Here is a 23,946-nt window from a genome sequence, read left to right as displayed (position 1 = left end):
TGCCGCCGAGGTGGTGACCGCCGAGGGCAGCATCGTCCGGGCGTCCGCCGACGACCACCCCGATCTGTTCTGGGCGCTGCGAGGCGGCGGCGGCAACTTCGGCGTCGTCAGCTCGTTCCGGTTCGCTCTGCATCCCGTCGGCCCGACCGTGCTGGCCGGCCCCCTCTTCTGGGCGGCCGACGACACCACCGACGTGCTGCGCTTCTACCGGGACTTCGCCGCCGACGCACCCGACGAGCTCGGCACCGTCGTCCGGCTCGGCACCGTCCCCCCACTGCCGGTCATCCCCGAGGACCTGCACTGGCGGCCGGCCATCGCCGTCGTCTGCTGCTACGCCGGTGCCGTCGAGAACGGCGAGCGTGCCGTGCGGGCCCTCCGACAGGTCAAGACGCCGCTTGTGGACCTGATCGCACCGAAGCCCTACATCGCCCACCAGTGCAGCACCGACGACACCGTCCCCACGGGTGGCACTACTACTGGAAGGCCACGGACCTCACCGGCCTCTCCGACGACGCCATCGCCGTCATCGCCGATCACGCCTACACGGCCGGCTCGCCCCGGTCGTACTCGGTGATGTTCCACATGGGTGGCGCCGTCGCCCGGGTCCCCCACGACGCCACCGCCTGCGCCGGTCGCGACGTGGCCCACAACATCAACATCGACGCCGTGTGGCTCCCTGACGAGTCCGGCGAGCACGCCGCTGCCGAGACCGCTTGGGCGCGGCGGTTCCTCCAGGCCCTCCAGCCGCACCGCGCCGGCAGCGTCTACGTCAACTTCCTTGATTCCGACGACGACACCAGCCGCGTCCGAGAGGCCTACGGCGATCGCATCTACCGGCGACTCGCCGAGGTCAAGGCCAAGTACGACCCCGACAACGCCTTCCACCACAACAAGAACATCCGCCCCGGTGAGCAGGGCCGGTGACGATCGACGCCGTGGATGGTGGCCCTGAACGCCGGGAGGACCGGACCTGCGGCAAGACGCCGACAAACGGCACATCACTACGGATCCCAAAGGAAACACGAGAGCCTATGAAGATGGCGACGAGTTCCGTGTCTTTGGTTGGTTCGTCCCGCTGCGGTTCGAGTCCGTCCAGCGGCAGGGACCGGGCTCTGGGGATGTGGCCGGCGGCGTACTCCTCTGCAGGGCGTGCGTCGATCACGTGCATGTTAGTGCTGTCCATCGGGTCGAGCAGTTGCTGGTGAGTAAGCCGTCCGGTCGGAGCTGGTCGGTTCGGCAGCGGCCGCAGAGTGACCAGCCCGGCCGGTTTGGTCATCCCGCTTATTGACCCGACGGCGCCCGGTGTTCCTCCGGGCGCCGCAGGCAGGTGAGTGGGCGATCTGCTGGGTGAGTGTGGTTACGGGATTGCGATCAGGCGGTGGTGCGGAACGGCCCGGTGACCTCGTAGGTGATGCCGCCGGAGGAGCTGCCGGACGTACCGCGCTGGCTGGAGAAGTACAGCCGCCTGCCGTCGGGGGAGAAGGCCGGGCCGCAGATCTCCGAGCTGGACTGGCCGGTGATCCGCAGGAACGGGGCGACGATGTCGTCGGGCGTGATGATGCAGATCTCCATGTTGCCGCCGTCCTCGGCGACGAACAGGTCGCCCGAGGAGCTGCCGGTGACGTTGTCGACGCCGGTCAGCGGAGCGGTGCCGTTGGTGACCAGGCTGTCGTCGTAGGCCAGTTCGTAGGTGCTGTTGAGCAGGTTGAGCTGCCAGACCCGGTTGTCGCCCTTGGTGGTGAACCAGACGGTGTCGTTCGCGTAGTGGCAGCCCTCGCCGCCGTTGAAGATCTTGGCACCGGCGACCTGGTCGCGGGTGTAGGTGGGGGAGCCGTCGGGGTCGGGCACGTTCGTCCACGTGAAGGAGCCGGAGGTGCCGGTGCCGGCCTTCAGCACCTGGAGGGTGCCGGAGGACAGGTTGCCCCACGTGGTGGGGATGAACCGGTAGAAGCAGCCGTCAGACTCGTCCTCGGTCAGGTAGATCACCTTGCGCACCGGGTCGGCGGCGGCCGCCTCGTGGTTGAACCGCCCCATCGCGTCGCGGCGGACGGCGGCCTTCGCGCCCCACGGGTCGGTTTCGTAGACGTAGCCGCGGCTGACTTCCTCGCAGGACAGCCAGGTGTTCCACGGGGTGGCGCCACCCGCGCAGTTGCGGTTGGTGTTGGACAGGATCCGGTAGGCGCCCGTGATGGTGCCCGAGGAGTTGAACTTGACGGCGCTTGCGCCGCCGGCCCCGCTGCCCAGTTCGGCGTTGGAGACGTAGATCCAGCCCGTGCCGTCGGCGAAGCAGGCGCCGCCGTCGGGGGCGCCGTGCCAGGTGTAGGAGGTGCCGGGGACCGTCTGGTTGGAGCGGGCGATGACTCTGCTGGTGAAACCGCTGGGCAGCATGATGCCGTTGGCGTCGGCGGCCAGCAGGCCACCGTACGGGCTGGTGCCGTTCTGGGCCGGGGCCGCGTAGGCCGCGCCGTGCATGAGGGTGCCGCCGAATACGGCGGCCGAGGTGCCGATCACTGCACCGCGTAGAAAGTTGCGACGTTCCACAGGTACTCCTTCGTCAAAGAAGGGCGAACGATGGCTTGTTGAGCGCCGCCGACTGGTCACCGGGGACCCTAGGGCCCCTGGCAGGGGACGGTAAGGATCCCTTGGACCAACTCCTCCCGGCCAACCGGTGAGTAGATTTGGCGCAGAAACGATCAGCCCGTCACCAAATGAACCATCAGGGAATTCCCCCGGACCAACTGGTGCAGATTTCTTGATGGGAAGCAGGCCAAGGTGCCCCGGGCCGTTGGCGATTCCCGCTCACCGATGCTGTGGGGCGTCGTTACTGGCACACCGGGGCCGGGGCACCGGTGGGCACCCCGGCCTCCGGAAGCGCTCCGGTCAGGAGGTGGGCAGCTCGCCGCGGACCGTGCGGGCCGCGGTGACCAGGTTCTCCAGCGAGGCGCGGGTCTCCGGCCAGCCGCGGGTCTTCAGGCCGCAGTCGGGGTTGACCCAGAGGCGTTCGGCGGGGATGGCCTTCAGGCCGGTGCGCAGCAGGTCGGCGGCTTCCTCGGTGCTCGGGACGCGGGGGGAGTGGATGTCGTACACGCCGGGTCCCGCCTCACGGGGGTAGCCGTGGGCGGCGAGTTCCCGGGCGACCTGCATGTGGGAGCGGGCGGCTTCCAGGCTGATGACGTCGGCGTCGAGGTCGTCGATGGCCTGGATGATGTCGCCGAACTCGGCGTAGCACATGTGGGTGTGGATCTGGGTGTCCGGGCGTACGCCGGACGTTGTGAGCCGGAAGGCTTCGGTGGCCCAGGCCAGGTAGGCGGGGCGATCGGAGGTGCGCAGCGGTAGGGTCTCGCGCAGCGCGGGCTCGTCCACCTGGATGACGGACGTGCCGGCGGCCTCCAGGTCGTTCACCTCGTCGCGCAGGGCGAGGGCGACCTGCCGGGCGGTGTCGCCGAGCGGCTGGTCGTCGCGGACGAAGGACCAGGCGAGCATGGTGACCGGGCCGGTGAGTATGCCCTTGACCGGCCGGTCGGTGAGCGACTGGGCATATGTCGTCCAGCGCACCGTCATCGGCTCGGGGCGCGAGATGTCACCGGCGAGGATCGGCGGGCGGACGTAGCGGGTGCCGTAGGACTGGACCCAGCCGTGCTGCGTGGCGAGGTAGCCGGTGAGCTGCTCGGCGAAGTACTGGACCATGTCGTTGCGCTCGGGCTCGCCGTGCACCAGGACGTCCAGGCCGGTCTTCTCCTGGAAGGAGATCACCTCCTGGATCTCGGCCCTGATGCGCTTTTCGTAGCCGGCCGGGTCGATGCGGCCCGCGCGCAGGTCGGCGCGGGCGGTGCGCAGTTCGCCGGTCTGCGGGAAGGAGCCGATGGTGGTGGTCGGCAGCAGGGGCAGGCCCAGGTGGGCGCGCTGGGCGGCGGTCCGCTCGGCGTACGGCTGGGAGCGGCGGGCGTCCGCCTCGGTGGCCGCGGCGGCGCGGGCGCGGACGGCCGTGTCGTGGGTGATGGGGGAGTGGGCGCGGGAGGAGAGGTCGGCGCGGTTCGCGGACAGCTCCGCGGCGATCACTTCCGTACCGTGGGCCAGACCCCTGGCGAGGGTGACGATCTCGGCGGCCTTCTGCCGGGCGAAGGCGAGCCAGCGCAGGATCTGGGGGTCGATGTCCCGCTCGGCCGCGGTGTCCAGCGGCACGTGGAGGAGGGAGCAGGAGGCGGCCACATCGACCCGGTCGGCCAGACCGAGCAGCGTGCCGAGCGTGGCGAGGGACTTCTCCAGGTCGTCGACCCAGATGTTGCGTCCGTTGACCACACCCGCGACCAGGCGCTTGCCGGGCAGTCCGCCGACGGCGGCGAGCTCGTCGAGGTTGGCGGCGGCGCCCTCGGTGAAGTCCACCGCCAGCCCCTCGACCGGGGCCTTGGCCAGCACCGGCAGGGCGTTGCCGAGCCGGTCGAAGTAGGAGGCGACCAGCAGCTTCGGCCGGTCGGTGAGGGCGCCGAGGTCGCGGTAGGCCCGCTCGGCGGCGTTCAACTCGGCCGGTGTGCGGTCCTGCACGAGGGCGGGCTCGTCCAACTGCACCCATTCGGCGCCGGCCGCCCGGAGATCGGCGAGGACCTCGGCGTAGACGGGCAGCAGCCGGTCCAGCAGGGTGAGCGGGACGAAGTCCGCAGGCACGCCGGGGGCGGGCTTGGCGAGCAGGAGGTAGGTGACGGGGCCTACCAGGACGGGCCGGGCGGCCAGGCCCAGCGCGAGGGCTTCCTTCAGTTCGGCGACCTGCTTGGTGGAGTCGGTAGTGAACACCGTGTCCGGGCCAAACTCCGGGACGAGATAGTGGTAGTTGGTGTCGAACCACTTGGTCATCTCCAGCGGCGCGACATCCTGTGTACCGCGGGCCATGGCGAAGTAGCCGTCCAAGGCGTCCGCCTCGACGGCCGCCCGGTACCGCTCGGGGATCGCGCCGACCATGACGGTGGTGTCCAGGACATGGTCGTAGTACGAGAAATCACCGGTCGGCACCTCGTGGAGGCCGGCTTCGGCGAGCTGCCGCCAGTTCGTGCGGCGCAGGTCGGCGGCGGTGGCACGGAGGACGTCGGCGGTGACGCGGCCCTTCCAGTAGCCCTCGGTCGCCTTCTTGAGTTCCCGGTTCTGTCCCTGGCGGGGGTAGCCGTACACGGTGGACCGTGCTGCCGCGGCTGCGGACTTGGTAGTCACGGAGATCTCCTTCGCGAGATGAATCCCTGAGATCCCGGGGACGGGACGAGAGCGCGAAGGGTGCGGACCGGGCAGAAGCGACCTCGCGCCGTACGTGATACTGCGCCGTCGATCCGCCTGGTATGTACGCCGACCCGCCCTCGAGGTCACCGGGATGTCCGTGCACGAGCGGTTCGTGCGCGGGCAGTTGGCAGGTCTTCGGACTCGCGGGCACGTCCTCACGACGTGAGGACACCTACTGGCCGTCGCTTCCCAGGCCCTCTTCACCGGACCCAGTGCGTATGACGGCGGTCGTTCCCGCTCACCGCTGCGGGGCAGTCCCGGATTCCCACCGGGTTCCCTCTTACGACGCATCCCGTCTGACGGACGGGGCGTACCAGCTGCACCGGCCAGCCTAGGGGGCGGTCCGGGGCCACGTCGGGTCACATCCAGCATTCGGATGGTGACGTGGCACACCTGACCGATGCGATTAAGGCAGGCCGAGGACGGGAACGGCCGCACACGCGCTTCCCGCCCTCCGCCTGTGAGCAGCCGCCGGATCCCTCGGCTGGCGGGTGCGGTCCGGGCCCGCAGCCCGGTCGCACGAGAGCCGCTCAGCCATGGCCGTACATGTGGAACCCCTCGGCCGGTCTTGCGGCCTAGCAGCCCCGCCTCCACCATCCGCTGGAGCAGTGGGGGCGTAGAGGGGTTCCTTGAACTCGTCGTACAGCGACTCGGCGATCGAGGCGACGGTGTCGAGGCCGATCAGGTCCGCCCAGCTTCAGCTGCCCCATGGGTGGACGCAGCCCAGTTCCATGCCGGTGTCGATATCGGTGGCGGTGGCGAAGCCGGATGCGGCCATGCGGATAGCCGCCAGCAGGTACGGGATGACCAGCGCGGCGACGACGAAGCCCGCCCGGTCCTGGGAGTGCACGACCGTCTTGCCGAGCATGTGGGTGGCGAAGTCCTCGACGGTGGCGACCGTCTTCGGTGCCGTGCGCAGGGAGGACACGATCAGCAAGCTCAGCCTTCCGGGGCGGCGTTGAGGCTGTCGACGATGGTGGAGTGGGCTTTCCGCTGCGTGTCGCGGATGCTTCGGGGGTCGCTGTGGCGGAGCGGCTGAAGCTGGCGGATGTCGTGACGCTCGACCCTCGGCACTTCCGGGCGCTCGTGCCCGATCATGTTCCCGCGTTCACGCTGCTTCCCTGAGGCGGGGAGGGAACGGCCCAGCCCGCCCGGTCTCGGAACGAGCGGGGCTATCGGAGGCCGTGGCGGTCGAGGCGGTGGATCAGGCCGGGGCGGCGCTGGTTGTCCTCGCGCAGGCGGGTCAGGCGCTGCCGGAAGTCCTTGTCTCGTTCGGTGTGCGCGTAGGCGTCGCGCAATTCCGTAAGGAGGGTGACGGCTTGGTCGTAGGCGCTGGTCTTCTTGGCGGCGATGTGTGCCTCGATCTGCTGCCAGGCGGCTTCGGCGTCACGGGCAAGGGCGGTTGGCTGTCGGTCGCGGGCTGCGGCTCGTACGTGTTCGGCGCGCTGTCGGCGTTCTGTGCGCCGCGTGTAGGAGGCGTCCAGGAGGTGGGCGGCGGAGCGGCGCCCGGGGACGGTGGTCGGGGCAGTGTTGCCGCGCAGGCGGTGCATGAGGTCGGTACGCAACCGGGGTTCGGGGCCGAGGGCGAGCCGCAGCAGCAGAGCGTCCTTCTCCTTCTGGGGCAGAGCGGCGATAAGCGGAGCGAGTTCCTTCTTCGTGGGCCTGGCCGACTTCTTGGGCGCGGCGGAACTGGCCTGGGCCGCGACCGCGAGCAGGTCGGCATCCACGCGCAGGAAGTCCGCGAGCGCGGCCTGCGAGGCGGTCAGTTCGCCGAGCCCGGCCGGGACGGGTGGCTCCGGGCAGGTGTGGTACTCCTCTTCGTCGTCGTCCTCGAGTTCCCAGGCGGTGAGCGCGGAGAGCCAGGCCAGGTAGAGAGGGCGCAGGTCGCCGGTGGCGAGTTCGTCGCGTACGCCGATGAGGGCCGCCAGCGAGTCGTCGGCTCCCTCGACCCAGTCGCCACCCTCGTCCTCGCTGGTCATTTCGAGCAGGAGGTGGGTGCGGGTGGTCCAGGCCTGGACATGGTGGTCCAGGCAGTATGGCTGTGCGGTATGCAGAGGCAGGGCTTGTTTGGGCAGGCGGAGCATCAGCCGGTGGGTGCCCCAGTTGGTGACGTACAGGTGGGCGTCGAAGTAGTGCTCGGTCATACGGCGCGGATTGCCGCTCAGGTCACCCCAGTTGTAGGTGTTGGTGAAGCTGGTGGCCGTGATCCGGGCCCGGGTGGAGATGGCCCGCAGCTGCTCCTGTTCCTCGCGGCTGAGCGGCCGCTCAAGCGCCTGGAACTCGTAATACTGGTACTCGCTCACATGGCGGACCCTATCGCCGCCGAGGGTGGGCGTGGACGCGGAGCGGCCACGGCGGCAGTGCCACCGGACGCTGCAGCGGGCGATGGAGCATGGGGCCAGAACGGAGCTCGCGGCCGTGCTGCAGCTGGCGCGGCAGGCTTTGGTGCAGCGACAAGACGCAGCGCCCCTCCGCAGCCACGATCCGAGCGCTGGGCGAGGTCCTCACCGGCGGTGACTTCTACAAGGGCGATGCGGTCACGGCCTTCGCCTGGCCGTTGCTACTTTCAGGCCAGCGGTCTCACCGAACTGTCCGGCGGCCGACTGGAGTTAACCGGGCGGGGCACGGGGCGCGCCGACGACTACCGGCCAGGTCCGGCGCCTGCCGTCGGGGCGCAGAGCACGGTCAGGATTCTGCCGGACTTCGACGTTGTGGCACTCAACGGTCTGGTCCCCGCCGAGGCGCTGCTGCTCGACGCGTTCGCGACCCGGTCGGCCGACCACGTTTGGACGCTGTCCACCGCCTTCCTGCTGAAGGCCCTCCACGCAGGCCGCAGCCTGAAGGAGGCCGCTTCCTTGCAGGGAGCAGCACAGGAGAGGAACTGCCGCAGACCGTCTCGGCCGCCTCCCGCACCGAGAAAGTACGGGATCTGGGTACGTGTCACCTGCTGGAGTGCGTGGACGAGGCACAGGCCGTGGTGATCGCGAAGGGCCGCAGGGCGGGCGCGCTGTGCTCCCGGATCTGTGTCCGAGGCACCTCATGGTGGCTCCCGGCGATCTGTCGGCCTTCCGCACCGCGCTGCTGAAACTCGGCTGCGTACTGCTCGCCCGGACCTGAGCGGGAGGATCACGCCAGGGCGTGGTCCGCGGGGCGTGGGCGCGTGCTCGGAGTGCGGTCAGGGCGGCGGCGCGGCCGGTGGGGGTGAGGGAGAGGGGGGAGCGGTGGCGGTCGCGGTACGCGAGGAAGCCGAGGGCCGTGCCGGGACGCAGTCACTGCCACTGGAAGTGGCGGGTGTCGTCGGGCTGAGGGGGCTGCCGTCGGCGAGGGTGGACGCTCGGCGGCCAGGCTGTGGCCGGCGGTGCCGTCTTGGTGCTGCGGCCGCTGCCGGTCGACCTGGAGGAACTCTCCGGTCTGCTCGAAGGAGACCCGGCCTGGGGCGGTGGTTGTATCGACCTGAACACCGAAGCGTGCCGGCCCACCCTCGCGGACACCGAGGGTCATGGGACGAGGATGAACCGGAAGGCACCGAGCGGTGGCTCCATGTCCCGCGCGCCGGATCGCGCTACGCCTACAGCGACATGGAGGACCTCATCACCACCCTTGACGACCAGGACCTCGCCCGGTTACTCGGCATCGCGATCCAGGGTCGAGGAGCGTTCCGCCGCTTCAAGGACATGCTGGCCACCTCACCGGCACAGCTGGGGCGGTACCGGCTGTTCGCCGGGGAACGGCAGTACGGCCGGGCCCGGGCCTGGCTCGCCGATCAGGGCTACCGGCTGGCGCTGTCGGGCGGCCACTGACCTGAGTGCCTTCACTGTCCCCAGTGCCGGTAGGCCTCAATCCACTCAGCCCCATCGGGCGCCGGATCCGGCAACGGAAGGTCGAGAATGCCGATCGCCTGCCGGTGCCTGCCTCGCGTACAGACCGCCACGATCTGGCTGCCGGGCAGCAGGTCCACCTTCTTCACAGTGACCTCGACCCCGAGAACGACCGTCTTGAACGGGACGGCCAGATGCTCTACGAGCATCGTGTAGAGGCCCGTGAGCTGCTCCTCTTCGTCGTAGGCATCCACGGTGGCCTGCGCGACCAGTTCATCGAGTTCCGCGTCACCCAGCTGCCCGTCCACACGGAACACCGTACCGGTCGGGCCCGCTGCTCCACTTCCTCGGCCAACTGCCCACCGCTCCGCCCTGAGCCACGACGGTCGTCTCTCCCGTGCCGACGGCAAGCATGCTGCCTCGTAGCGCTTACCGGGACTCTTGCAGAAAGCCCCGGCGTTGACGCCGGGGTTGAATGCATCTCAGGACTGCTCTGATCTGCACCTTAGAGCGGGCGTTGTTGCTGCTCGATGTACCGACGGACGATCGCCAATGGTGCTCCGCCGCAGGACGCCGAGAAGTACGAGGACGACCACAGATGCCCGTGCATGACGGCGCGGTTGATGTGGTCGGTGAACTCCTGGCGTATCCGGCGGGCGGAGACGCCCTTGAGGCTGTTGACCAGCTTGGAGACGGCGACCTTGGGCGGGTAGTCGATCAGGAGGTGGACGTGATCGCGTTCGCCGTTGAACTCCTTCAGCTCCGCCTCGAAGTCCTCGCACACCTTGCGCATGATCTCTTCGCAGCGTGTCAGCATCTCGTCGTTGAAGACTCCACGCCGGTACTTCGTCACGAAGACCAAGTGCACGTGCATCGCCGAAACGATGTGTCTGCCACGCCTGTAGTCGTTCTGCTCTTCCATGAGACCAGTCGTAGGTAGGTTCTTGGTTATGCAGCTCCGCTACAACTACCGGGCCTACCCGGATGCCATCCAGCGCCGTGCGCTGGCCCAGGCGTTCGGGTGCGCCCGCGTGGTGTGGAACGACTGCCTGCGCGACCGCAAGGAAGCGCACGCGGCGGGGCTGCCGTATGTGAAGTCGGCCCAGTTGTCCCGGCTTCGCATCACCCAGGCCAAGCGCACCGAGGAACGCGCCTGGCTCGCCGACGTGTCAGCGGTCGTTCTGCAACAGTCCCTTCGGGACCTCGACACCGCCTACCAGAACTTCTTCGACAGCCTGGGGGGCAAGCGGCAGGGCCGGAAGGTCGGGCCGCCCCGGTACAAGTCGAAGAAAGACACCCGGCAGTCGATCCGCCTCAACACCAACGCCTTCTCCCTGAAGGAGAACGGCACGGTGTACGTGGCCAAGGTCGGCAATCTCAAGGTCAAGTGGTCCCGCCGGCTTCCGGTCGCGCCCACGTCCCTGACCGTCACCAAGGACAGCTCCGGCCGGTACTTCCTCAGCTTTGTCGTGGACACCGAGCCGGACACCCTCCCCGAACTGGAGGCGGAGTCCGGTATCGACCTCGGCTTGTCCGCCTTCGCGGTCCTGTCCGACGGCCAGAAGATCGACAGTCCCCGCTTCCTGCGCCGGGCGGAGAAGAAACTCAAGCGCCTTCAGCGGGAGCTGTCCCGCAAGGCCAAGGGATCGAAGAACCGGACCAAGGCCCGCATCAAGGTCGCACGCCAGCACGCGAAGGTGGCGGACCGGCGCCGGGACTGGCACCACAAGGCATCCACGCAGATCATGCGCGACAACCAAGCGGTGTATGTGGAAGACCTCGCGGTGTCCGGCCTCGGCCGCACCCGGCTCGCCAAGTCCGTGCACGACGCGGGATGGTCCGCGTTCGTCGGCATGCTGGAGTACAAGGCGGTCAAGCACGGCCGCACCTTCGCCAGGGTGGACCGCGCTTTCCCGTCCTCTCAGGTCTGCTCGGCCTGCGGATTCCGGGACGGCCCCAAGCCCCTGGACGTCCGGGAGTGGACGTGCGGCGGGTGCGGCACCGTGCACGACCGCGACCACAACGCAGCACGCAACGTCCTCTTCGAAGGACGCCGTATCGTCGCCGCCGGACGGGCGGAGACGCTAAACGCCTCGCAGAGCGCCGGTAAGACCAGGACGAAAGTCCCGGCACAGCGCATAGAAGCAGGAAGCCCCCGGAAGGGGCAGACGACCCAGGTCGGAATCCCTGGGCCTTAGGCCAGGGAGCACGTCAAGTACGTCACAACGTTCGGGGATCGCCCCAGCCGTCCTGTTCGCCGAGATGAGAAACATGAGAGACGCACATTCATGACTTCTCCTTGGCTTCTGCTGAGGTTCTTTCCGGCTGGTCAGCATGGCGGAGCGCCGACCTCCCCTCGGTCGGCGAGCACCACTCACCACTTCGCACACTCCGCTCATCCGGGAGACGAGATGCCGCTGAATCGCAGGGAATTGCTGAGCCGATCGGCGCTGGCCGGCGCCGGGGTCATGCTCATCGGCAGTGTGGAGGCTCTGCTGTCGGCGCCCGGTGCCGTGGCCGACACGGCCGCGGCCGGCAGTAGCGTCGGCTATGGCCCGCTGGTCCCGGACCCGAAGGGCGTGCTCGCCCTGCCCGAGGGCTTCTCCTACCGGATCCTGACCCGCACCGGCGTCACCACGCTGGAGTCCGGCCAGACCACGCCGAGCAATCACGACGGCACGGGCGCCTTCGCGGCCGACGGCGATGATGACGACGACACCGTCACTCTGCTGGTGAACAACCATGAGATCGACGACCCGCTGACCGAGGCCGGCGACCCCGTGCCGCACGTCGACGGCCTGGTCTACGACCCGGCGGCGGCCGGCGGCTGCACCGTCGTCGAGGTGACCGACGACTCGGTGCGCGAGTGGGTCGGCATCGCCGGCACGTCCACCAACTGCGCCGGCGGCGTCACCCCGTGGGGCACCTGGCTCACCTGCGAGGAGACCGAGGACAAGGCCGGCGTCAACGGTATGACCAAGGACCACGGCTACGTCTTCGAGGTCGACCCCGAGCACGGCAGCGCGGCCAACCTCGACCCCAAGCCGGTCAAGTGCCTCGGCCGCTACGCCCACGAGGCGGTCGTGGTCGACAAGTACCGCGGCCACCTCTACCTCACCGAGGACGCCTCCAAGCCCAACGGCCTGCTCTACCGCTGGACCCCGCCGGTCGGCTTCACCCACGGCCCCGGCAAGCTGCGTGCCCTGGCCGACAACGCAGGTGTGCTGGAGGCGTTCAAGTGCTTCGACGCCGGCGGGCAGTACGTCGACGACCTTTCCCGCGCGACCCAGGTCGGCACCGTGTACCGCGTGGACTGGGTGAAGGTCCCGGACCGGGACGCCGTCACCATTTCCGTGCGCAAGCAGTTCCTGGCCGGTGAGATCACCCGCTCCCGCAAGCTCGAGGGCATGTGGTGGGGCGACGGCGGCGCGTACTTCGTCTCCAGCTACGCCCGCACCGAGAGCCCCGGCACCCCGCACGACGGCCAGGTGTGGTTCTACGACCCGCGCAGCAGCACCATCACCCTCAAGGTCCTGCTGGCGGTGAACACCGACGTCTCCCGGGACGGTGCCTACGACGGCCCGGACAACATCACTGTCTCCCCGTTCGGCGGCCTGGTGATCGCCGAGGACGGCGACGGCGTCTCGCACCTGTTCGGCGCCACCGCCGACGGCCACATGTACCCGATCGCCCGCAACGAGCTGAACGTCGGCACCCCGGAGGCGCCGGAGTACAGCGAGTTCGCCGGCGTCACCTTCTCCCGGGACGGCAGGACGCTGTTCGCCAACATCCAGGACCCCGGCATCCTCCTCGCCATCACCGGCCCGTGGACGGGCGACGACGGCGACGACGACTAGTTCCGCCGGTTCCCCCTCCCCTCCGATTCCGCCCCCTCACGGCTCGACCGGTTCGACGGCAGTGGCTCAACGGCGCGCCACTGCCGGCTCCTTGCCAGTGACACCTCTCCTCACGAGGAAACTGACATGCAAACCCTCATCGCACACGCACGCACCTTCGCCCACTCTCAGGGCGCCGAACTGGGCAAACTGGCCGCAGGACAGTCGCCGTACGCCCTCTTCATCACCTGCTCCGACTCACGCGTCATCCCCTCGCTCATCACCGGTGCCCGCCCCGGTGAGCTCTTCGAGCTGCGCACGGCGGGGAACGTCGTCCCGCCGTACGACGCGGGTCCCACTTCCGAGGCCGCGACGATCGAGTACGCCGTCAAGGTGCTCGGTGTGTCCGACATCGTGGTCTGCGGGCACTCCCACTGCGGCGCGGTCGGCGCGCTGGTACGCGGCGACGACCTGTCGGCCGTACCGGCGGTGCGCGAGTGGCTCGGTCACGCCGCCGGACTGCCGGCCGGCGCGCAGGACGACCCGCTCGTCGCCGAGGCGGTCCAGCACCACGTGCTGGCCCAGGTGCTCCGGCTGAAGTCGTACCCGTGCGTGCAGCCCCGCCTTCACGACGGGCGGCTCCGGGTCCACGCCTGGTTCTACGAGGTCCACACCGGCGGCGTGCTGGCATACCGGGCCGAATCCGACTCCTTCGAGACGCTGTGAGGCATCCGATGAACACCGCTTACTTCAAGCAGGACTTCGCGGCCTCCGTCGTCGTGTTCCTGGTCGCCCTGCCGCTGTGCGTCGGCGTCGCGGTCGCCTCCGGGGTGCCGGCCGAACTCGGCATCGTCACCGGTGTCGTCGGCGGACTCGTCACGGGTCTGCTGCCGGGCAGCAGCCTCCAGGTGTCGGGCCCGGCCGCCGGTCTGACCGTGCTGGTCTTCGAGGCCGTGCACGAGCACGGGCTCGGGGCGCTCGGGGTGATCGTGCTGGCCACGGGCCTGCTGCAGCTCGGCATGGGGGCGCTGCGCTGGGGACGCTGGTTCCGGGCCATCTCCGTCGCCGTGGTCGAGGGCATGCTCGCCGGAATCGGCCTGGTGCTCATCGCAGGCCAGCTGTACGCGATGACCCACAGCAAGGCGCCGTCCTCCGGCATCGACAAGATCGCCGGGCTTCCGCAGATGCTCGCCGGCTCGCTGGACTCCGCCCCGGCCGTGGCGTCGCTGTTGCTGGGCGCGGGCACCATCGCCGTACTGGTGCTGTGGCCGAGGCTGCCGAAGAAGGTACGTGTGGTGCCCGGCCCGCTCGCGGCGGTCGCGCTCGCGACCATCACCTCGCTGGCATTCAGCCTCCCTGTCACCGACGTGACCGTGAAGGGGCTGTTCTCGGCGATCCAGCCGCCCACGCCCAGCGGGTTCGCGGGGCTGGCGGACGTCGGGATGGTGAGCACCGTGCTGGCGTTCACGCTGATCGCCTCGGCGGAGAGCCTGTTCAGCGCGGCGGCCGTGGACCGGCTGCACGACGGCCCGCGCACGGACTACGACAAGGAGCTGATGGCCCAGGGCGCGGGCAACACGGTCTGCGGTCTGCTCGGCGCGCTGCCGATGACCGCGGTGATCGTGCGCAGCGCGGCCAACGTTCAGGCGGGGGCGCGGACGAAGGCCTCCCGGGTCCTGCACGGAGCCTGGCTGCTGCTGTTCGCGGCCCTGCTGCCGGCCGCACTGGGTGTCATCCCGATCCCGGCGCTCGCGGCCGTCCTGGTCCACTCGGGCTTCAAACTGATCCCCGTGAAGGAACTCGTCTCCCTCTGGCGCGGGCACCGCGGCGAGGCCGTGATCCTCGTCGTCACCGCGGTGTCGATCGTCGCGATCAGCATGTTCGAGGGCGTACTGATCGGACTCGCGCTTGCGGTGGGCAAGACGGCCTGGGAGGCGTCCCATGTCAGGCTGGAGATCGTCGACAAGGGCGCGGGTCCGGTGCAGGCGCACCTGAGCGGCAATGCGACCTTCCTCAGGCTGCCGAAGATCCTCGACACCCTGGAGGCGATCCCGCAGGACCGCCCCGTCGACCTGGACCTGTCTCGGGTGCACCACCTCGACCACGCCTGCCGTACGGCTCTGGAGAACTGGGCGGAGCGGCACGGGGCGACCGGTGCGGCGGAGGCCAAGGTGACGATGGCCGTCTGAGCCCTCGGTGGGCTGCGGGGGTGGCGCCGTGCGGGTGCCGCCCCCGCACGCAATGTTCACGAACGGGTCATGCGCAGGGCATGCCGCCACCTGGACCCGTTGATACGTCTTTCGGACGAACCGCGAACGTCGAGAACATCGAGGAGGTCGTACCCGCGTGACCCGCAGCCAGCGTCTCGCCGCCATAGCCGTGGGCGCCGTTCTGCTCGTCGGAATCCCCGTGGCCGGTGCTCACCAGGCGCCGCCTCCCGATCTCGGCGATCCCGTCGTCGTAGGCCGAACCGGACCGGCCCCCGCGCAGAGCACCGTGCCGTCGGGCGGGGAAGCGACGGAGCACACCCCGACCCGGTCACCGTCCCCCGGCACGACGGTACGGCCCTCGGACGCGGACGAAGAAGCGGCCGACCTCGGCCCCGCCCCCGCCACCGCGCCGCCGGACGACGAAGACACCGACGACCGGACGCCCACGGCGAAGCCCGTGTCACCGCAGTCCCCGGTCCCCGCCGGAGTGGTGTCCGACGACGATCCGACACCCACCCCCACTCCCAGGGCGCCGACCCTCTCGGGAACGCCGAGCACACCCGCATCCGACGACGGAGACGACGGAGACGACGGAGACGACGATGGCGCCGGTGGTGACGACTGATGCCACACCCCCGCAGCAGGCCGTCGCCATGCCCGGGCGCCACCCACTGCGCTCGATCCGCGTACGCCTGCTCGGGCGGATGCTGATGCTCGTCGGCCTGACCCTGGCGAGCCTCACCGGCGCGGAGTCGTACCTCCTCACGGCCCGCCTCAACGAACGTGTCGATCGCGAACTCGCCCACGACGTCGACGCGTTCCGCGCCTTCGCGACCAAGGCCGCGGGCGGTGCGGGGACCGGCCCCGGCGGCGTCCGGGAGCTCTTCGTCTCCTACCTGCAGGGCTACATACCGGAACACGGCCAGACCCTGATCACCCTGGTCGACGGGACACCGTACCGCCGCTCCGCCGAGGAGCCGCCGGCCCGACTGGACACCGACCGCGCGTTGATGGACCGGGCCGCCGCGATCCGCACCCCCTCCTACGGGGACACGCACAGCCCGGCGGGCTCGGTGCGGTTCGTGGCCGTGCCCGTCGCGGTGGGGGGCGACGCCGCGCGGGGCGTGCTCGTCATCGCCACGTTCACCCAGCAGGAACGCGACAACATCAACGCGTCGATCCGCACCCAGATCTATCTCGGACTCGGCGCCATGCTGCTCTCCGCCTGCGTCGGCTGGATCTTCGCCACCCGCATAGTCGCACCGCTGCGGCTCCTGCGGGACACCGCCCGCTCGATCCACGAGTCGGACATCACCCGCCGCATCCGCGTCCAGGACAGGGACGAGATCGGCCAACTGGCCGGCACCTTCAACGACATGCTCGACCGCCTCGACGACGCCTTCACGACCAAGCGGCAGTTCATGAACGACGTGGGCCACGAACTGCGCACGCCGATCACCATCGTGCTCAGCCAGTTGGAGACCCTCCCCGACGACCCCGCCGCCCGCGCCCACACGGTCGCCGTCATCACCGACGAACTGCACCGCATGCACCGTATGGCGGAGGAACTCCTCATGCTGGCCAAGGCCCGCCGCCCCGACGCGCTGCGCCCCGAGGACCTCACCCTCTCCGAACTGATCTAGGAGGTGTACGTGAAGGCCGCCGCCCTGGCCGAACGCCGCTGGCTCCTCGACTTCGAGGAGAACCCCCACCGCGACACCCTCCACGCCGACCGACAGCTCCTCACCCAGGCCATGATCCAACTGGCTCAGAACGCCGCCCAGCACACCGAGGAGCACGCCCGGATCTGGATCGGCGGACGTGCGGGCGCCGACGCGGTCGAACTGTGGGTCAAGGACACCGGCCACGGAATCCCCCTCGCCGATCAGCAACGCATCTTCGAGCGATTCGCGAGGGCCGAGGAAAGCCGCGGCAGAACCGGGGCAGGGCTGGGCCTGGCCATCGTCAAGGCCATAGCCGAGGCGCACCACGGCCAGATCCATGTCGACAGCAGCCCGGGCCACGGAGCGACCTTCACCCTGCGCATCCCGTACGTCACGCACGCCGTGACCGGCACACACCACTGGACCCCATGAACCAGAACAGGCAGAACCGCAGGCACCTCCTCATCGCCGAGGACGAGGCGCACATCGCCTCCTACCTGTCCGAACGCTTCGACGCCCACGGCTTTCTCACCACGGTCGTCACCGACGGGCGGACGGCCCGGCGCGCGGCCATGTCGGGCAGGCACGACCTGATGGTCCTGGACATCGGACTGCCCGGCGAGAACGGCTTCACCGTCATCTCCCGCCTGCGCGCGGCCTCCAGCGCCATCCCGGTCATCATCCTCACGGCCCGGGGCACCGTCGCCGACACGGTGACGGGCCTCGAGGGCGGCGCCGACGACTACATGACGAAACCCTTCAGCTTCGAGGAACTCCTCGCCCGCGTCCGCCTCCGGCTGCGCCTGCGCGAGTCCGACAGCTCCGTCCTGCGCCGCGCCGGAATCGCCCTGGAGACCCGAACCCACCAGGCCTACGTGGACGGCCGGATCATCCAGCTCAGCGCCAGAGAGGCCGCCCTGCTGGAACACCTCATGCGCAACGCCGGCAGCGTGCTCAGCAGAGAGGACCTCCTCTGTGACGTCTGGGGGTACGAGGCGTCGGAGGGCTCCAACATCGTTGACGTGTACGTCCGTTACCTCCGCCGCAAGCTGGGGGCGTCGAGGATCACCACGGTGCGGGGGCGGGGTTATCGGTTGGAAGGCGACGAACTCGCCCGAACATGAGGACTGTTGGCACTGACGCTCGTCCGGCGAAAGGCACGCGGATCGCTCTCTGCTCGGTCCGTCACGACCAGCAGACGAGAGCCTTTCGGGTTCCGCTGGAGGAGTTCTTGACGCATCTGGCAGTGAGGCCGCTGGGCGGCGACGCGCGGCGCGGGCCTTGGCCTGCCGCTCCCACGCGTCTACCGCGTACGCGCTTCCTGGACCCCGATGCGGGCGACAACCCGCCTCCTGCGGTGGACGTGCCCCTCATCGGGCGGATCGCCGCCGGAACCCCCCCTGCTCGCCGAAACAATCGCAGTTCGCGACCAACCATCTCGGCCATTTCCAACTGACTCTGGCGCTGTTGCCTGAGCTGCGTGCTGCTCACGGCGCCCGGGTGGTCAACGTGACCTCCGGTGGCCACCGGCTCTGCGACATCCGCTGGGACGACCCGCACTTCACCACCGGCTATGACGGCATGCTCGCCTACGGCCAGTCCAAGACCGCCAACGTCCTGTTCGCTGTCGAGCTGGATCGCCGATGGGCCGGCGACCAGATCCGCGGCTACGCCGTGCACCCAGGCATAGTCGTCACCACCAGCCTGGGGCCCTCGCGTTCCGAGGACGGACCGGCGGTGACCGATGAGGCGCTGCGGGCCATGGGACTGGTCGACGATTCGGGCCGACCGGTCATCGATCCCGACCGTGAGATGAAGACGCCGCAGCAGGGGGCCAGCACCAGCGTGTTCGCCGCGACCAGCCCGCTGCTCGCCGGGATCGGCGGCGTCTACCTGAAGGACAATGACATCTCACCCGCTGGACACACCGAAGCCCATCGCCTTCGGTGCCGAGCAGGACATCCCGTCCGACGTCGTACCGCACGCCGTCGACCCGGAGTCGGCACAGCGGCTGTGGGAGTTGAGCGAGCGGTTGCTCAAGGCCTGATCGTCCGCTGCGACTTCGGCGTGTGGGTGGCCCTGAGCGCCATCCACGCGCCGCAATGCAGCCGTGCCTTCACCTCTCCGCCTCGCCCGATCAGCGAAGCATTGCCTGCCGCACCGTTATGCCATGGCGTGACCGGAGCCGCCTGAGTTCCCACAGGCTCACCGCGGTGATGGACAACGGTGGACCGAAGACGAGGGCCATCCGCACACCGAAGGGCGCGGCGTCGTAGGCGCCGGTGAACAAGTCAGCGACGGCGAGTTCCCACACCAGCACCATCGCCAGCAGCGGCGGCAGCGCTTCGTGGATGTCGGCAGTGCGGAACACATGAACCAGGACCATGGCAATGCCGTAGAGGAAGAACGGCACATACCACAGCAGGAAGAAGAGCATGAAGGCAAGGCGTGCGTAGGCCCCGGGGGACGGCTTCTCCTCACCGGTCAAGTAAACGTCCCCGAACACGCCGTTGCCGAGCAGCAGGATGAAGGCGATCGCACAGCCCAGCGCGCACAGCGCTCCCAGCGGTTTCAGCGCACGCCGCAGGAACAGCTGCCGGTTGGGCGGGCGGGTCGCCGCGATGAACCCCGCCACGCAGACCGGGAGCGTGATCGCAGCCAGGTTCACAGAGGTCTCGATCTGGTCCATGCGCTGGTCCAATACACCCTCGGCGTCCGCCACGACCCGGTACGCCAGCAGGATGCACACCACCGCGGCGAAACCGACCACCGTACGCAGGACCTGGACCTTCTTCACGGCCGGGTCCTGAACCCGGTCGGGCCGCGACGGAGTGAACACCCGGCGGCCGACCGCGATCGGGTTGATCGTGCGCCACACTCGGCTCCGCCATGAGGGACGGCGCTGCGGAACCGGGGGACCAGGGGGCCACACCGGAGCCGGGCCCCCTGGCGGTTGTCCGCCGTACGGCCCCCAAGGGTTCTGCCCCGCGCTTCCACTCATCGCCTGCCCCCGTTGCTGTGCCCGTACGACGCCCGTACGTCGCCTGCAAGCCGTCCGAGAGCATACGCGCCTGACGAGCAGCCCAAACCATGGCTCAGGCGTCATCCTCGCCCGACCCGACCTATGACGATCCCCGCGCCTGGCGCGGTTCCACCATGGCCCGAGTACAGGCTCAGCCCACCGCGCCGCAGGCCCCGCCGCAAGGTCGCCGTGCGTGTCCGCGGTCGGCGTCAACCCGGGCGGCACCGATCGTCGACCAGGGCATCGACGGCAACCGGATCTGGTACGGCAACTTCATCGTCACCGGGTTCAACGCCGGCGGCTACCTGCCGATACACCCCGAGACCGTCCCGCCGGCCGCCCAGGCCGCACTGAAAGCGGTCGCCGACGGCCTCGCCAACACCGAGATCGAACGCTCGCTCACCAACGACTGGAGGACCACTCGATCAACGGCCGCATCGTCCTCACCCCGTGAGGGAACACAGCAGTCTCCATCTGATCCGTGAGGGCTGGTAGCCGTCGCAGCGCCCGAACGCGGCGGGTGGCCTGCACCCCATCGTGCGTCTTGGCCAGGTCCAGTGATCCAAACGAAACGCTCCACGCGTGCCGCGCGGCGGGAGCTTCCGGATGCGGACCGGTCGCGCGATATGAACGATCCAATCACCTTGGTTCCCAAGGGTTGACGCGGCGCTTCACGGGGCGCATGTTGAACGATCAAATCGGCCCGGTGGCGGACCGCGGGGGCGGGGCGCCTGCCGCGGGGCCGTTCGGAGGCATGCGCAGGATCGCGAGGAGGAGCACGGTGAGTTCGTCGCAGATGAGCCGCAGAGAGGCCGGCATCCCGGCCGCCACCAAGGCGGGGACGGTGAGGCGGCGGTCCGCCTGGGCCGTCGCGGCGTCCGCCGCATTGCTCGCCGCCACTCTCGCCGGGTGCGGCGGGGACTCCTCCGAGCCGTCGGCCGGCAGCCCGGGGGAGTTCTCCGGGCGCGGCCCGATCACCCTCGCCACCGGCAAGGACACGACCGGCACCATCCGGGGCCAGCTCGATCGCTGGAACAGCGAGCATCCGGACGAGAAGGTCACCCTCGTCGAGCTGCCCGAGAGCGCGGACCAACAGCGGCAGCAGTTCATCCAGAACGCTCAGACCAAGTCGGACGCCTACACCGTGCTCAACCTGGACCCCATCTGGGTCGCCGAGTTCGCCGCCAACCAGTGGATCGACGAACTGCCCGCCAAGGAGTTCCCGCTCGACAAGATGCTCCCCGCCGTCGTCAAGACCGGCGAGTACTTCGGCAAGCAGTACGCCATCCCGTTCAACACCAACGCGGGCCTCCTTTTCTACCGCAAGGACCTGCTGGACAAGGCGGGCGTGCAGCCGCCCACCACCTGGGACGAGATGAAGGACGCCTGCGCCGACGTCGCCGAGCTGCCCGAGGGCAAGGGCGTCGACTGCTACGCGGGCCAGTTCGACAAGTACGAGGGCCTGACCGTCAACTTCTCCGAGGCCGTGGCCTCGGCGGGCGGCACCGTCGTCGACGCCGAGGGCAACGCCACCGTCGACACCGAAGAGGCCAGGAAGGGCCTGCAGTTCCTCGCCGACGGCTTCAAGGACGGCACCTTCCCCAAGGAGTCCTCGACCTACCAGGAGGAGGACGGCCGCCGCGCCTTCCAGGCGGGCAAGCTGCTCTTCCACCGGCAGTGGCCGTACCAGTGGGCACTGGCCAACGCCGAGGACGGGTCCAGCAAGGTTGCCGGAAAGTTCGGGGTGGCGCCGCTGCCCGGCCTGGACGGCCCGGGCAAGTCCTCCCTCGGCGGACTCGACCTGGCGGTGAGCAAGTTCGCCAAGAACAAGGCCACCGCGCTCGACTTCATCAAGTTCTTCTCCAGCGAGGCCAACGCCCGCACCAACCTGAAGGTCACCTCGGCCGCCCCGCCGTACGCCGGCCTGTACGACGACCCCGCCCTGCGCCGGCAGTTCCCCTACCTGGCCACCCTCAAGGAGTCGCTGAGCAGCGCCGTGCCCCGGCCCGTGGTCGTGCAGTACGGCGACGCCACCGCCGCCATCCAGGAGAGCGCGGCCGCGGCGCTGAGCGGATCGAAGTCGGTCGACGCCGCACTCGCCGACATGCAGCGGAACCTGTCCGCGGCGATCGCCGAGAAGAAGTAGTCGGCGGAAGAGGTCCCCTGGTGTCCGTCCTCTCCCAGGCGGGGCGCCGCCGCGACACCGCGTCCCGGCCCCCGCGCACCTCGCGCAGGGCCGGGACCGGCAGGCTGGCCGCCGCCCTGCTTTCTCCCACCCTGATCGTGCTCGGCCTGGTCGTCGGCTATCCGGTGCTCGCTGCCTTCCGGCTGTCGTTCGTCGTCTCCAGCAACTCCATCGACCCGCAGACCGGCTTCAAGGTGACCACCACCTCCTACGGTCTGGACAACTACGAAGCCGTGTTCACCGGGGACCGCTTCCTGCGGCCCTGGTGGAACACCACCTCCTTCGCCCTCGTCTCGGTCGCCATCGAGGTGCTGATCGGCGTCGCGATGGCGCTGGTGATGCACCGGGCCTTCCGCGGGCGGGCGTTGGTGCGTGCCGCGATCCTGGTTCCCTGGGCGATCCCCACGGCGATCTCGGGTCTGCTCTGGAAGTGGATCTTCAACAGCCAGGGCATCGCCAACGAGCTGCTGGGCGCCAAGGTGCTGTGGAGCAGCGAGGGTTTCCAGGCCTGGCTCTCCGTGGTGATCGCCGACACGTGGAAGACCGCGCCGTTCATCGGGCTCCTCGTCCTGGCCGGGCTCCAGATCATCCCGGGCGAGCTGTACGAGGCGGCCAGGGTGGACGGGGCCTCGCCCTGGCGCGCCTTCTGGCGGATCACGCTGCCGCTGGTCCGCCCGGCGCTGGTGGTCGCGGTGCTGTTCCGGCTCTTGGACGTCCTGCGCATGTTCGACCTGCCGTACGTGCTCGTCGGCCCGCGCAAGTACTCCGTCGAGACCCTGTCGATGATCGCCTTCGAGGAGATGAGCAACCTGCGGTTCGGCACCGCGGCCGCCTATGCCACCGTGCTGTTCCTCTACATCGCGGTGGCCGCCTTCGCGTTCGTCAAGCTGTTCGGCGCCGACCTGATCGGCCGGGGCACGAGGAGTTCGCAATGAGCACGACCCCGACCACGACCCCGATCACGGCCATCGGCCGATTCCGCACCGGTTCCCTGGCCCGCCGGATCGGCATCGCCGCCATCGTCGTCTACTGCCTCGTACCCTTCTACTGGATGGTGGTCTCCAGCCTGCGCAGGCCCTCCGACCAGTTCTCCAACTCCCCGCTCCCGGCGGCGGTCTCCTTCGACAACTACGCTGCGGCTTTCGACGCGCGCAACGGCTTCGGCCGCGCGCTGCTCAACAGCCTCGTCGTCGCCGGGGCCACCACCGCGCTCACCCTCCTTGTCGCGATCTTCGCCGGTTACGCGCTTGCGCGGCTCCACTTCCGCGGCAAGACCCTGATCCTCACCCTGATCATCGCCGCGTCCATGTTCCCGCCGATCACTCTGGTCGTGCCGCTGCTCCGGCTCTTCACGGACGCGGGCTGGATCAACACCTATCAGGCGATGATCGTGCCCAGCATGAGCTTCGCCCTGCCGCTGGCCGTGTGGAATCTCACCGCGTTCTTCCGCCAGATGCCGGCCGAGCTGGAGAAGGCCGCACAGGTCGACGGCTGCACCGCCGCGCAGGCGTTCCGCAAGGTCGTGCTCCCGCTCGCCGCGCCCGGCATCTTCACCACGGCGATCCTGGTCTTCATCTGCGCCTGGAACGAATTCCTCATTGCCGTCAGCGTCGTGAACGACCGACAGATGATGACAGCGAACGTGATCGTCTCCCTCTTCACCGGCCAGTACAAGTACGACCAGCCGTTCGGTACGCAGATGGCGGCCGGTGTCGTCGTGACGCTGCCGCTGGTCTTGGCGGTGCTGTTCTTCCAGCGCCGGATCGTCGACGGACTCACCGCGGGAGGCCTGAAGTAAGTGACGGACCCGAGCAGAGCAGCCTCCCCCGACGCGTGGGTGCTGACCACCGACGACCCTTCCCCGGCTTCCCGCCGGGGGGACCACCACCTCGCCGCACTCACCGGCTACCACCCCACCTTCACCGGCAACGGCTACCTGGCCGCCCGGG

23 protein-coding genes, 2 pseudogenes and 1 riboswitch are annotated in these 23,946 nt (G+C 69.4%); of the genes and pseudogenes, 17 read left to right on the top strand and 8 right to left on the bottom strand.

Annotation, left to right across the window (positions count from 1 at the left end):
- Window positions 1-574, top strand: a 574-nt coding sequence (locus ACTWQJ_RS18230; RefSeq protein ID WP_443307682.1) for an FAD-binding oxidoreductase, incomplete at its 5' end; no start/stop codon positions are given.
- Window positions 574-924 (top strand): BBE domain-containing protein, encoded by a 351-nt coding sequence (locus ACTWQJ_RS18225; RefSeq protein WP_443307681.1) that lies wholly within the window; start codon window positions 574-576, stop codon window positions 922-924. The genes ACTWQJ_RS18230 and ACTWQJ_RS18225, both read left to right, overlap by 1 nt.
- Here ACTWQJ_RS18225 and ACTWQJ_RS18220 read toward each other — a convergent pair.
- From ACTWQJ_RS18220 to ACTWQJ_RS18205, 4 genes and pseudogenes are all read right to left on the bottom strand, one after another.
- Window positions 851-1,276, bottom strand: a complete 426-nt coding sequence (locus ACTWQJ_RS18220; protein ID WP_443307680.1) for a rhodanese-like domain-containing protein — start codon at window positions 1,274-1,276, stop codon at window positions 851-853. The genes ACTWQJ_RS18225 and ACTWQJ_RS18220 overlap by 74 nt on opposite strands.
- Window positions 1,277-1,371: 95 nt before the next feature.
- Window positions 1,372-2,541: an alkaline phosphatase PhoX gene (locus ACTWQJ_RS18215; protein ID WP_443307679.1), complete on the bottom strand. Its 1,170-nt coding sequence runs from the start codon at window positions 2,539-2,541 to the stop codon at window positions 1,372-1,374.
- A gap of 339 nt (window positions 2,542-2,880) precedes the next feature.
- On the bottom strand, window positions 2,881-5,199 hold the full coding sequence (gene metE / locus ACTWQJ_RS18210; RefSeq protein ID WP_443307678.1) for a 5-methyltetrahydropteroyltriglutamate--homocysteine S-methyltransferase: 2,319 nt from the start codon (window positions 5,197-5,199) through the stop codon (window positions 2,881-2,883).
- A gap of 172 nt (window positions 5,200-5,371) precedes the next feature.
- Window positions 5,372-5,595, bottom strand: a riboswitch (cobalamin riboswitch).
- Between the two features lie 197 nt (window positions 5,596-5,792).
- Window positions 5,793-6,193 (bottom strand): annotated as a pseudogene (locus ACTWQJ_RS18205) (3-hydroxyacyl-CoA dehydrogenase family protein); the annotation flags it as partial.
- A 50-nt stretch (window positions 6,194-6,243) separates the two neighbouring features.
- On the opposite strand from ACTWQJ_RS18205, the gene ACTWQJ_RS18200 reads away from it, so the two are divergent.
- Window positions 6,244-6,387, top strand: a complete 144-nt coding sequence (locus tag ACTWQJ_RS18200; RefSeq protein WP_443307677.1) for a hypothetical protein — start codon at window positions 6,244-6,246, stop codon at window positions 6,385-6,387.
- 47 nt (window positions 6,388-6,434) lie between these two features.
- On the opposite strand, the gene ACTWQJ_RS18195 is transcribed toward ACTWQJ_RS18200, so the two are convergent.
- Window positions 6,435-7,565: a hypothetical protein gene (locus ACTWQJ_RS18195; protein ID WP_443307676.1), complete on the bottom strand. Its 1,131-nt coding sequence runs from the start codon at window positions 7,563-7,565 to the stop codon at window positions 6,435-6,437.
- A gap of 1,164 nt (window positions 7,566-8,729) precedes the next feature.
- Here ACTWQJ_RS18195 and ACTWQJ_RS18190 point away from each other — a divergent pair.
- Window positions 8,730-9,062: a UPF0158 family protein gene (locus ACTWQJ_RS18190; protein WP_443307675.1), complete on the top strand. Its 333-nt coding sequence runs from the start codon at window positions 8,730-8,732 to the stop codon at window positions 9,060-9,062.
- Between the two features lie 11 nt (window positions 9,063-9,073).
- Here ACTWQJ_RS18190 and ACTWQJ_RS18185 read toward each other — a convergent pair whose 3' ends face one another.
- Together ACTWQJ_RS18185 and tnpA are read right to left on the bottom strand one after the other, a co-directional pair.
- Window positions 9,074-9,388 (bottom strand): calcium-binding protein, encoded by a 315-nt coding sequence (locus ACTWQJ_RS18185; RefSeq protein WP_443307674.1) that lies wholly within the window; start codon window positions 9,386-9,388, stop codon window positions 9,074-9,076.
- A 197-nt stretch (window positions 9,389-9,585) separates the two neighbouring features.
- Window positions 9,586-10,002, bottom strand: coding sequence for an IS200/IS605 family transposase (gene tnpA, locus ACTWQJ_RS18180; RefSeq protein WP_443307673.1), 417 nt, complete (start codon window positions 10,000-10,002; stop codon window positions 9,586-9,588).
- Between the two features lie 28 nt (window positions 10,003-10,030).
- Between tnpA and ACTWQJ_RS18175 the strand changes: the two genes are divergently transcribed.
- The 9 genes and pseudogenes from ACTWQJ_RS18175 to ACTWQJ_RS18135 all read left to right on the top strand — a co-directional run.
- Window positions 10,031-11,278: an RNA-guided endonuclease InsQ/TnpB family protein gene (locus tag ACTWQJ_RS18175; RefSeq protein WP_443307672.1), complete on the top strand. Its 1,248-nt coding sequence runs from the start codon at window positions 10,031-10,033 to the stop codon at window positions 11,276-11,278.
- A gap of 213 nt (window positions 11,279-11,491) precedes the next feature.
- Window positions 11,492-12,937, top strand: a complete 1,446-nt coding sequence (locus tag ACTWQJ_RS18170) for an alkaline phosphatase PhoX (protein ID WP_443307671.1) — start codon at window positions 11,492-11,494, stop codon at window positions 12,935-12,937.
- 126 nt (window positions 12,938-13,063) lie between these two features.
- Window positions 13,064-13,642 (top strand): carbonic anhydrase, encoded by a 579-nt coding sequence (locus ACTWQJ_RS18165; RefSeq protein ID WP_443307670.1) that lies wholly within the window; start codon window positions 13,064-13,066, stop codon window positions 13,640-13,642.
- Window positions 13,643-13,650: 8 nt separating this feature from the next.
- The gene (locus ACTWQJ_RS18160) at window positions 13,651-15,105 is read left to right on the top strand and encodes a SulP family inorganic anion transporter (protein ID WP_443307669.1); all 1,455 of its coding nucleotides are present in this window, start codon (window positions 13,651-13,653) and stop codon (window positions 15,103-15,105) included.
- Between the two features lie 157 nt (window positions 15,106-15,262).
- The gene (locus ACTWQJ_RS18155) at window positions 15,263-15,751 is read left to right on the top strand and encodes a hypothetical protein (RefSeq protein ID WP_443307668.1); all 489 of its coding nucleotides are present in this window, start codon (window positions 15,263-15,265) and stop codon (window positions 15,749-15,751) included.
- Window positions 15,738-16,769 carry a HAMP domain-containing protein gene (locus tag ACTWQJ_RS18150; protein WP_443307667.1) on the top strand — a complete coding sequence of 344 codons (1,032 nt, stop codon included), beginning with the start codon at window positions 15,738-15,740 and terminating at the stop codon, window positions 16,767-16,769. Before ACTWQJ_RS18155 ends, ACTWQJ_RS18150 begins: the two co-directional genes overlap by 14 nt.
- A 9-nt stretch (window positions 16,770-16,778) precedes the next feature.
- Window positions 16,779-17,222 carry a sensor histidine kinase gene (locus ACTWQJ_RS18145; protein ID WP_443307666.1) on the top strand — a complete coding sequence of 148 codons (444 nt, stop codon included), beginning with the start codon at window positions 16,779-16,781 and terminating at the stop codon, window positions 17,220-17,222.
- On the top strand, window positions 17,219-17,914 hold the full coding sequence (locus ACTWQJ_RS18140) for a response regulator transcription factor (protein WP_443307665.1): 696 nt from the start codon (window positions 17,219-17,221) through the stop codon (window positions 17,912-17,914). The genes ACTWQJ_RS18145 and ACTWQJ_RS18140 overlap by 4 nt, the downstream gene beginning before the upstream one ends.
- 295 nt (window positions 17,915-18,209) lie before the next feature.
- A pseudogene (locus ACTWQJ_RS18135) lies at window positions 18,210-18,837 on the top strand (SDR family NAD(P)-dependent oxidoreductase); the annotation flags it as partial.
- A gap of 90 nt (window positions 18,838-18,927) precedes the next feature.
- Here the strand turns inward: ACTWQJ_RS18135 and ACTWQJ_RS18130 are convergent.
- Window positions 18,928-19,560, bottom strand: coding sequence for a hypothetical protein (locus ACTWQJ_RS18130; protein ID WP_443307664.1), 633 nt, complete (start codon window positions 19,558-19,560; stop codon window positions 18,928-18,930).
- 320 nt (window positions 19,561-19,880) lie between these two features.
- Here ACTWQJ_RS18130 and ACTWQJ_RS18125 point away from each other — a divergent pair, with 320 nt between their 5' ends.
- From ACTWQJ_RS18125 to ACTWQJ_RS18110, 4 genes are all read left to right on the top strand, one after another.
- Window positions 19,881-20,297: a hypothetical protein gene (locus tag ACTWQJ_RS18125; RefSeq protein ID WP_443307663.1), complete on the top strand. Its 417-nt coding sequence runs from the start codon at window positions 19,881-19,883 to the stop codon at window positions 20,295-20,297.
- Between the two features lie 296 nt (window positions 20,298-20,593).
- Entirely contained in the window at window positions 20,594-21,958 is a 1,365-nt protein-coding gene (locus ACTWQJ_RS18120) for an ABC transporter substrate-binding protein (RefSeq protein WP_443307662.1), read from the top strand.
- Between the two features lie 20 nt (window positions 21,959-21,978).
- Entirely contained in the window at window positions 21,979-22,932 is a 954-nt protein-coding gene (locus ACTWQJ_RS18115; protein ID WP_443307661.1) for a carbohydrate ABC transporter permease, read from the top strand.
- Window positions 22,929-23,795 carry a carbohydrate ABC transporter permease gene (locus tag ACTWQJ_RS18110; protein WP_443307660.1) on the top strand — a complete coding sequence of 289 codons (867 nt, stop codon included), beginning with the start codon at window positions 22,929-22,931 and terminating at the stop codon, window positions 23,793-23,795. Before ACTWQJ_RS18115 ends, ACTWQJ_RS18110 begins: the two co-directional genes overlap by 4 nt.
- The last annotated feature ends 151 nt before the right edge of the window (window positions 23,796-23,946 follow it).

It is taken from the genome of Streptomyces sp. KR55 (assembly GCF_052245645.1).
GTDB lineage: Bacteria > Actinomycetota > Actinomycetes > Streptomycetales > Streptomycetaceae > Streptomyces > Streptomyces flavusporus.
This window is presented reverse-complemented; position numbering and strand designations above follow the sequence as displayed.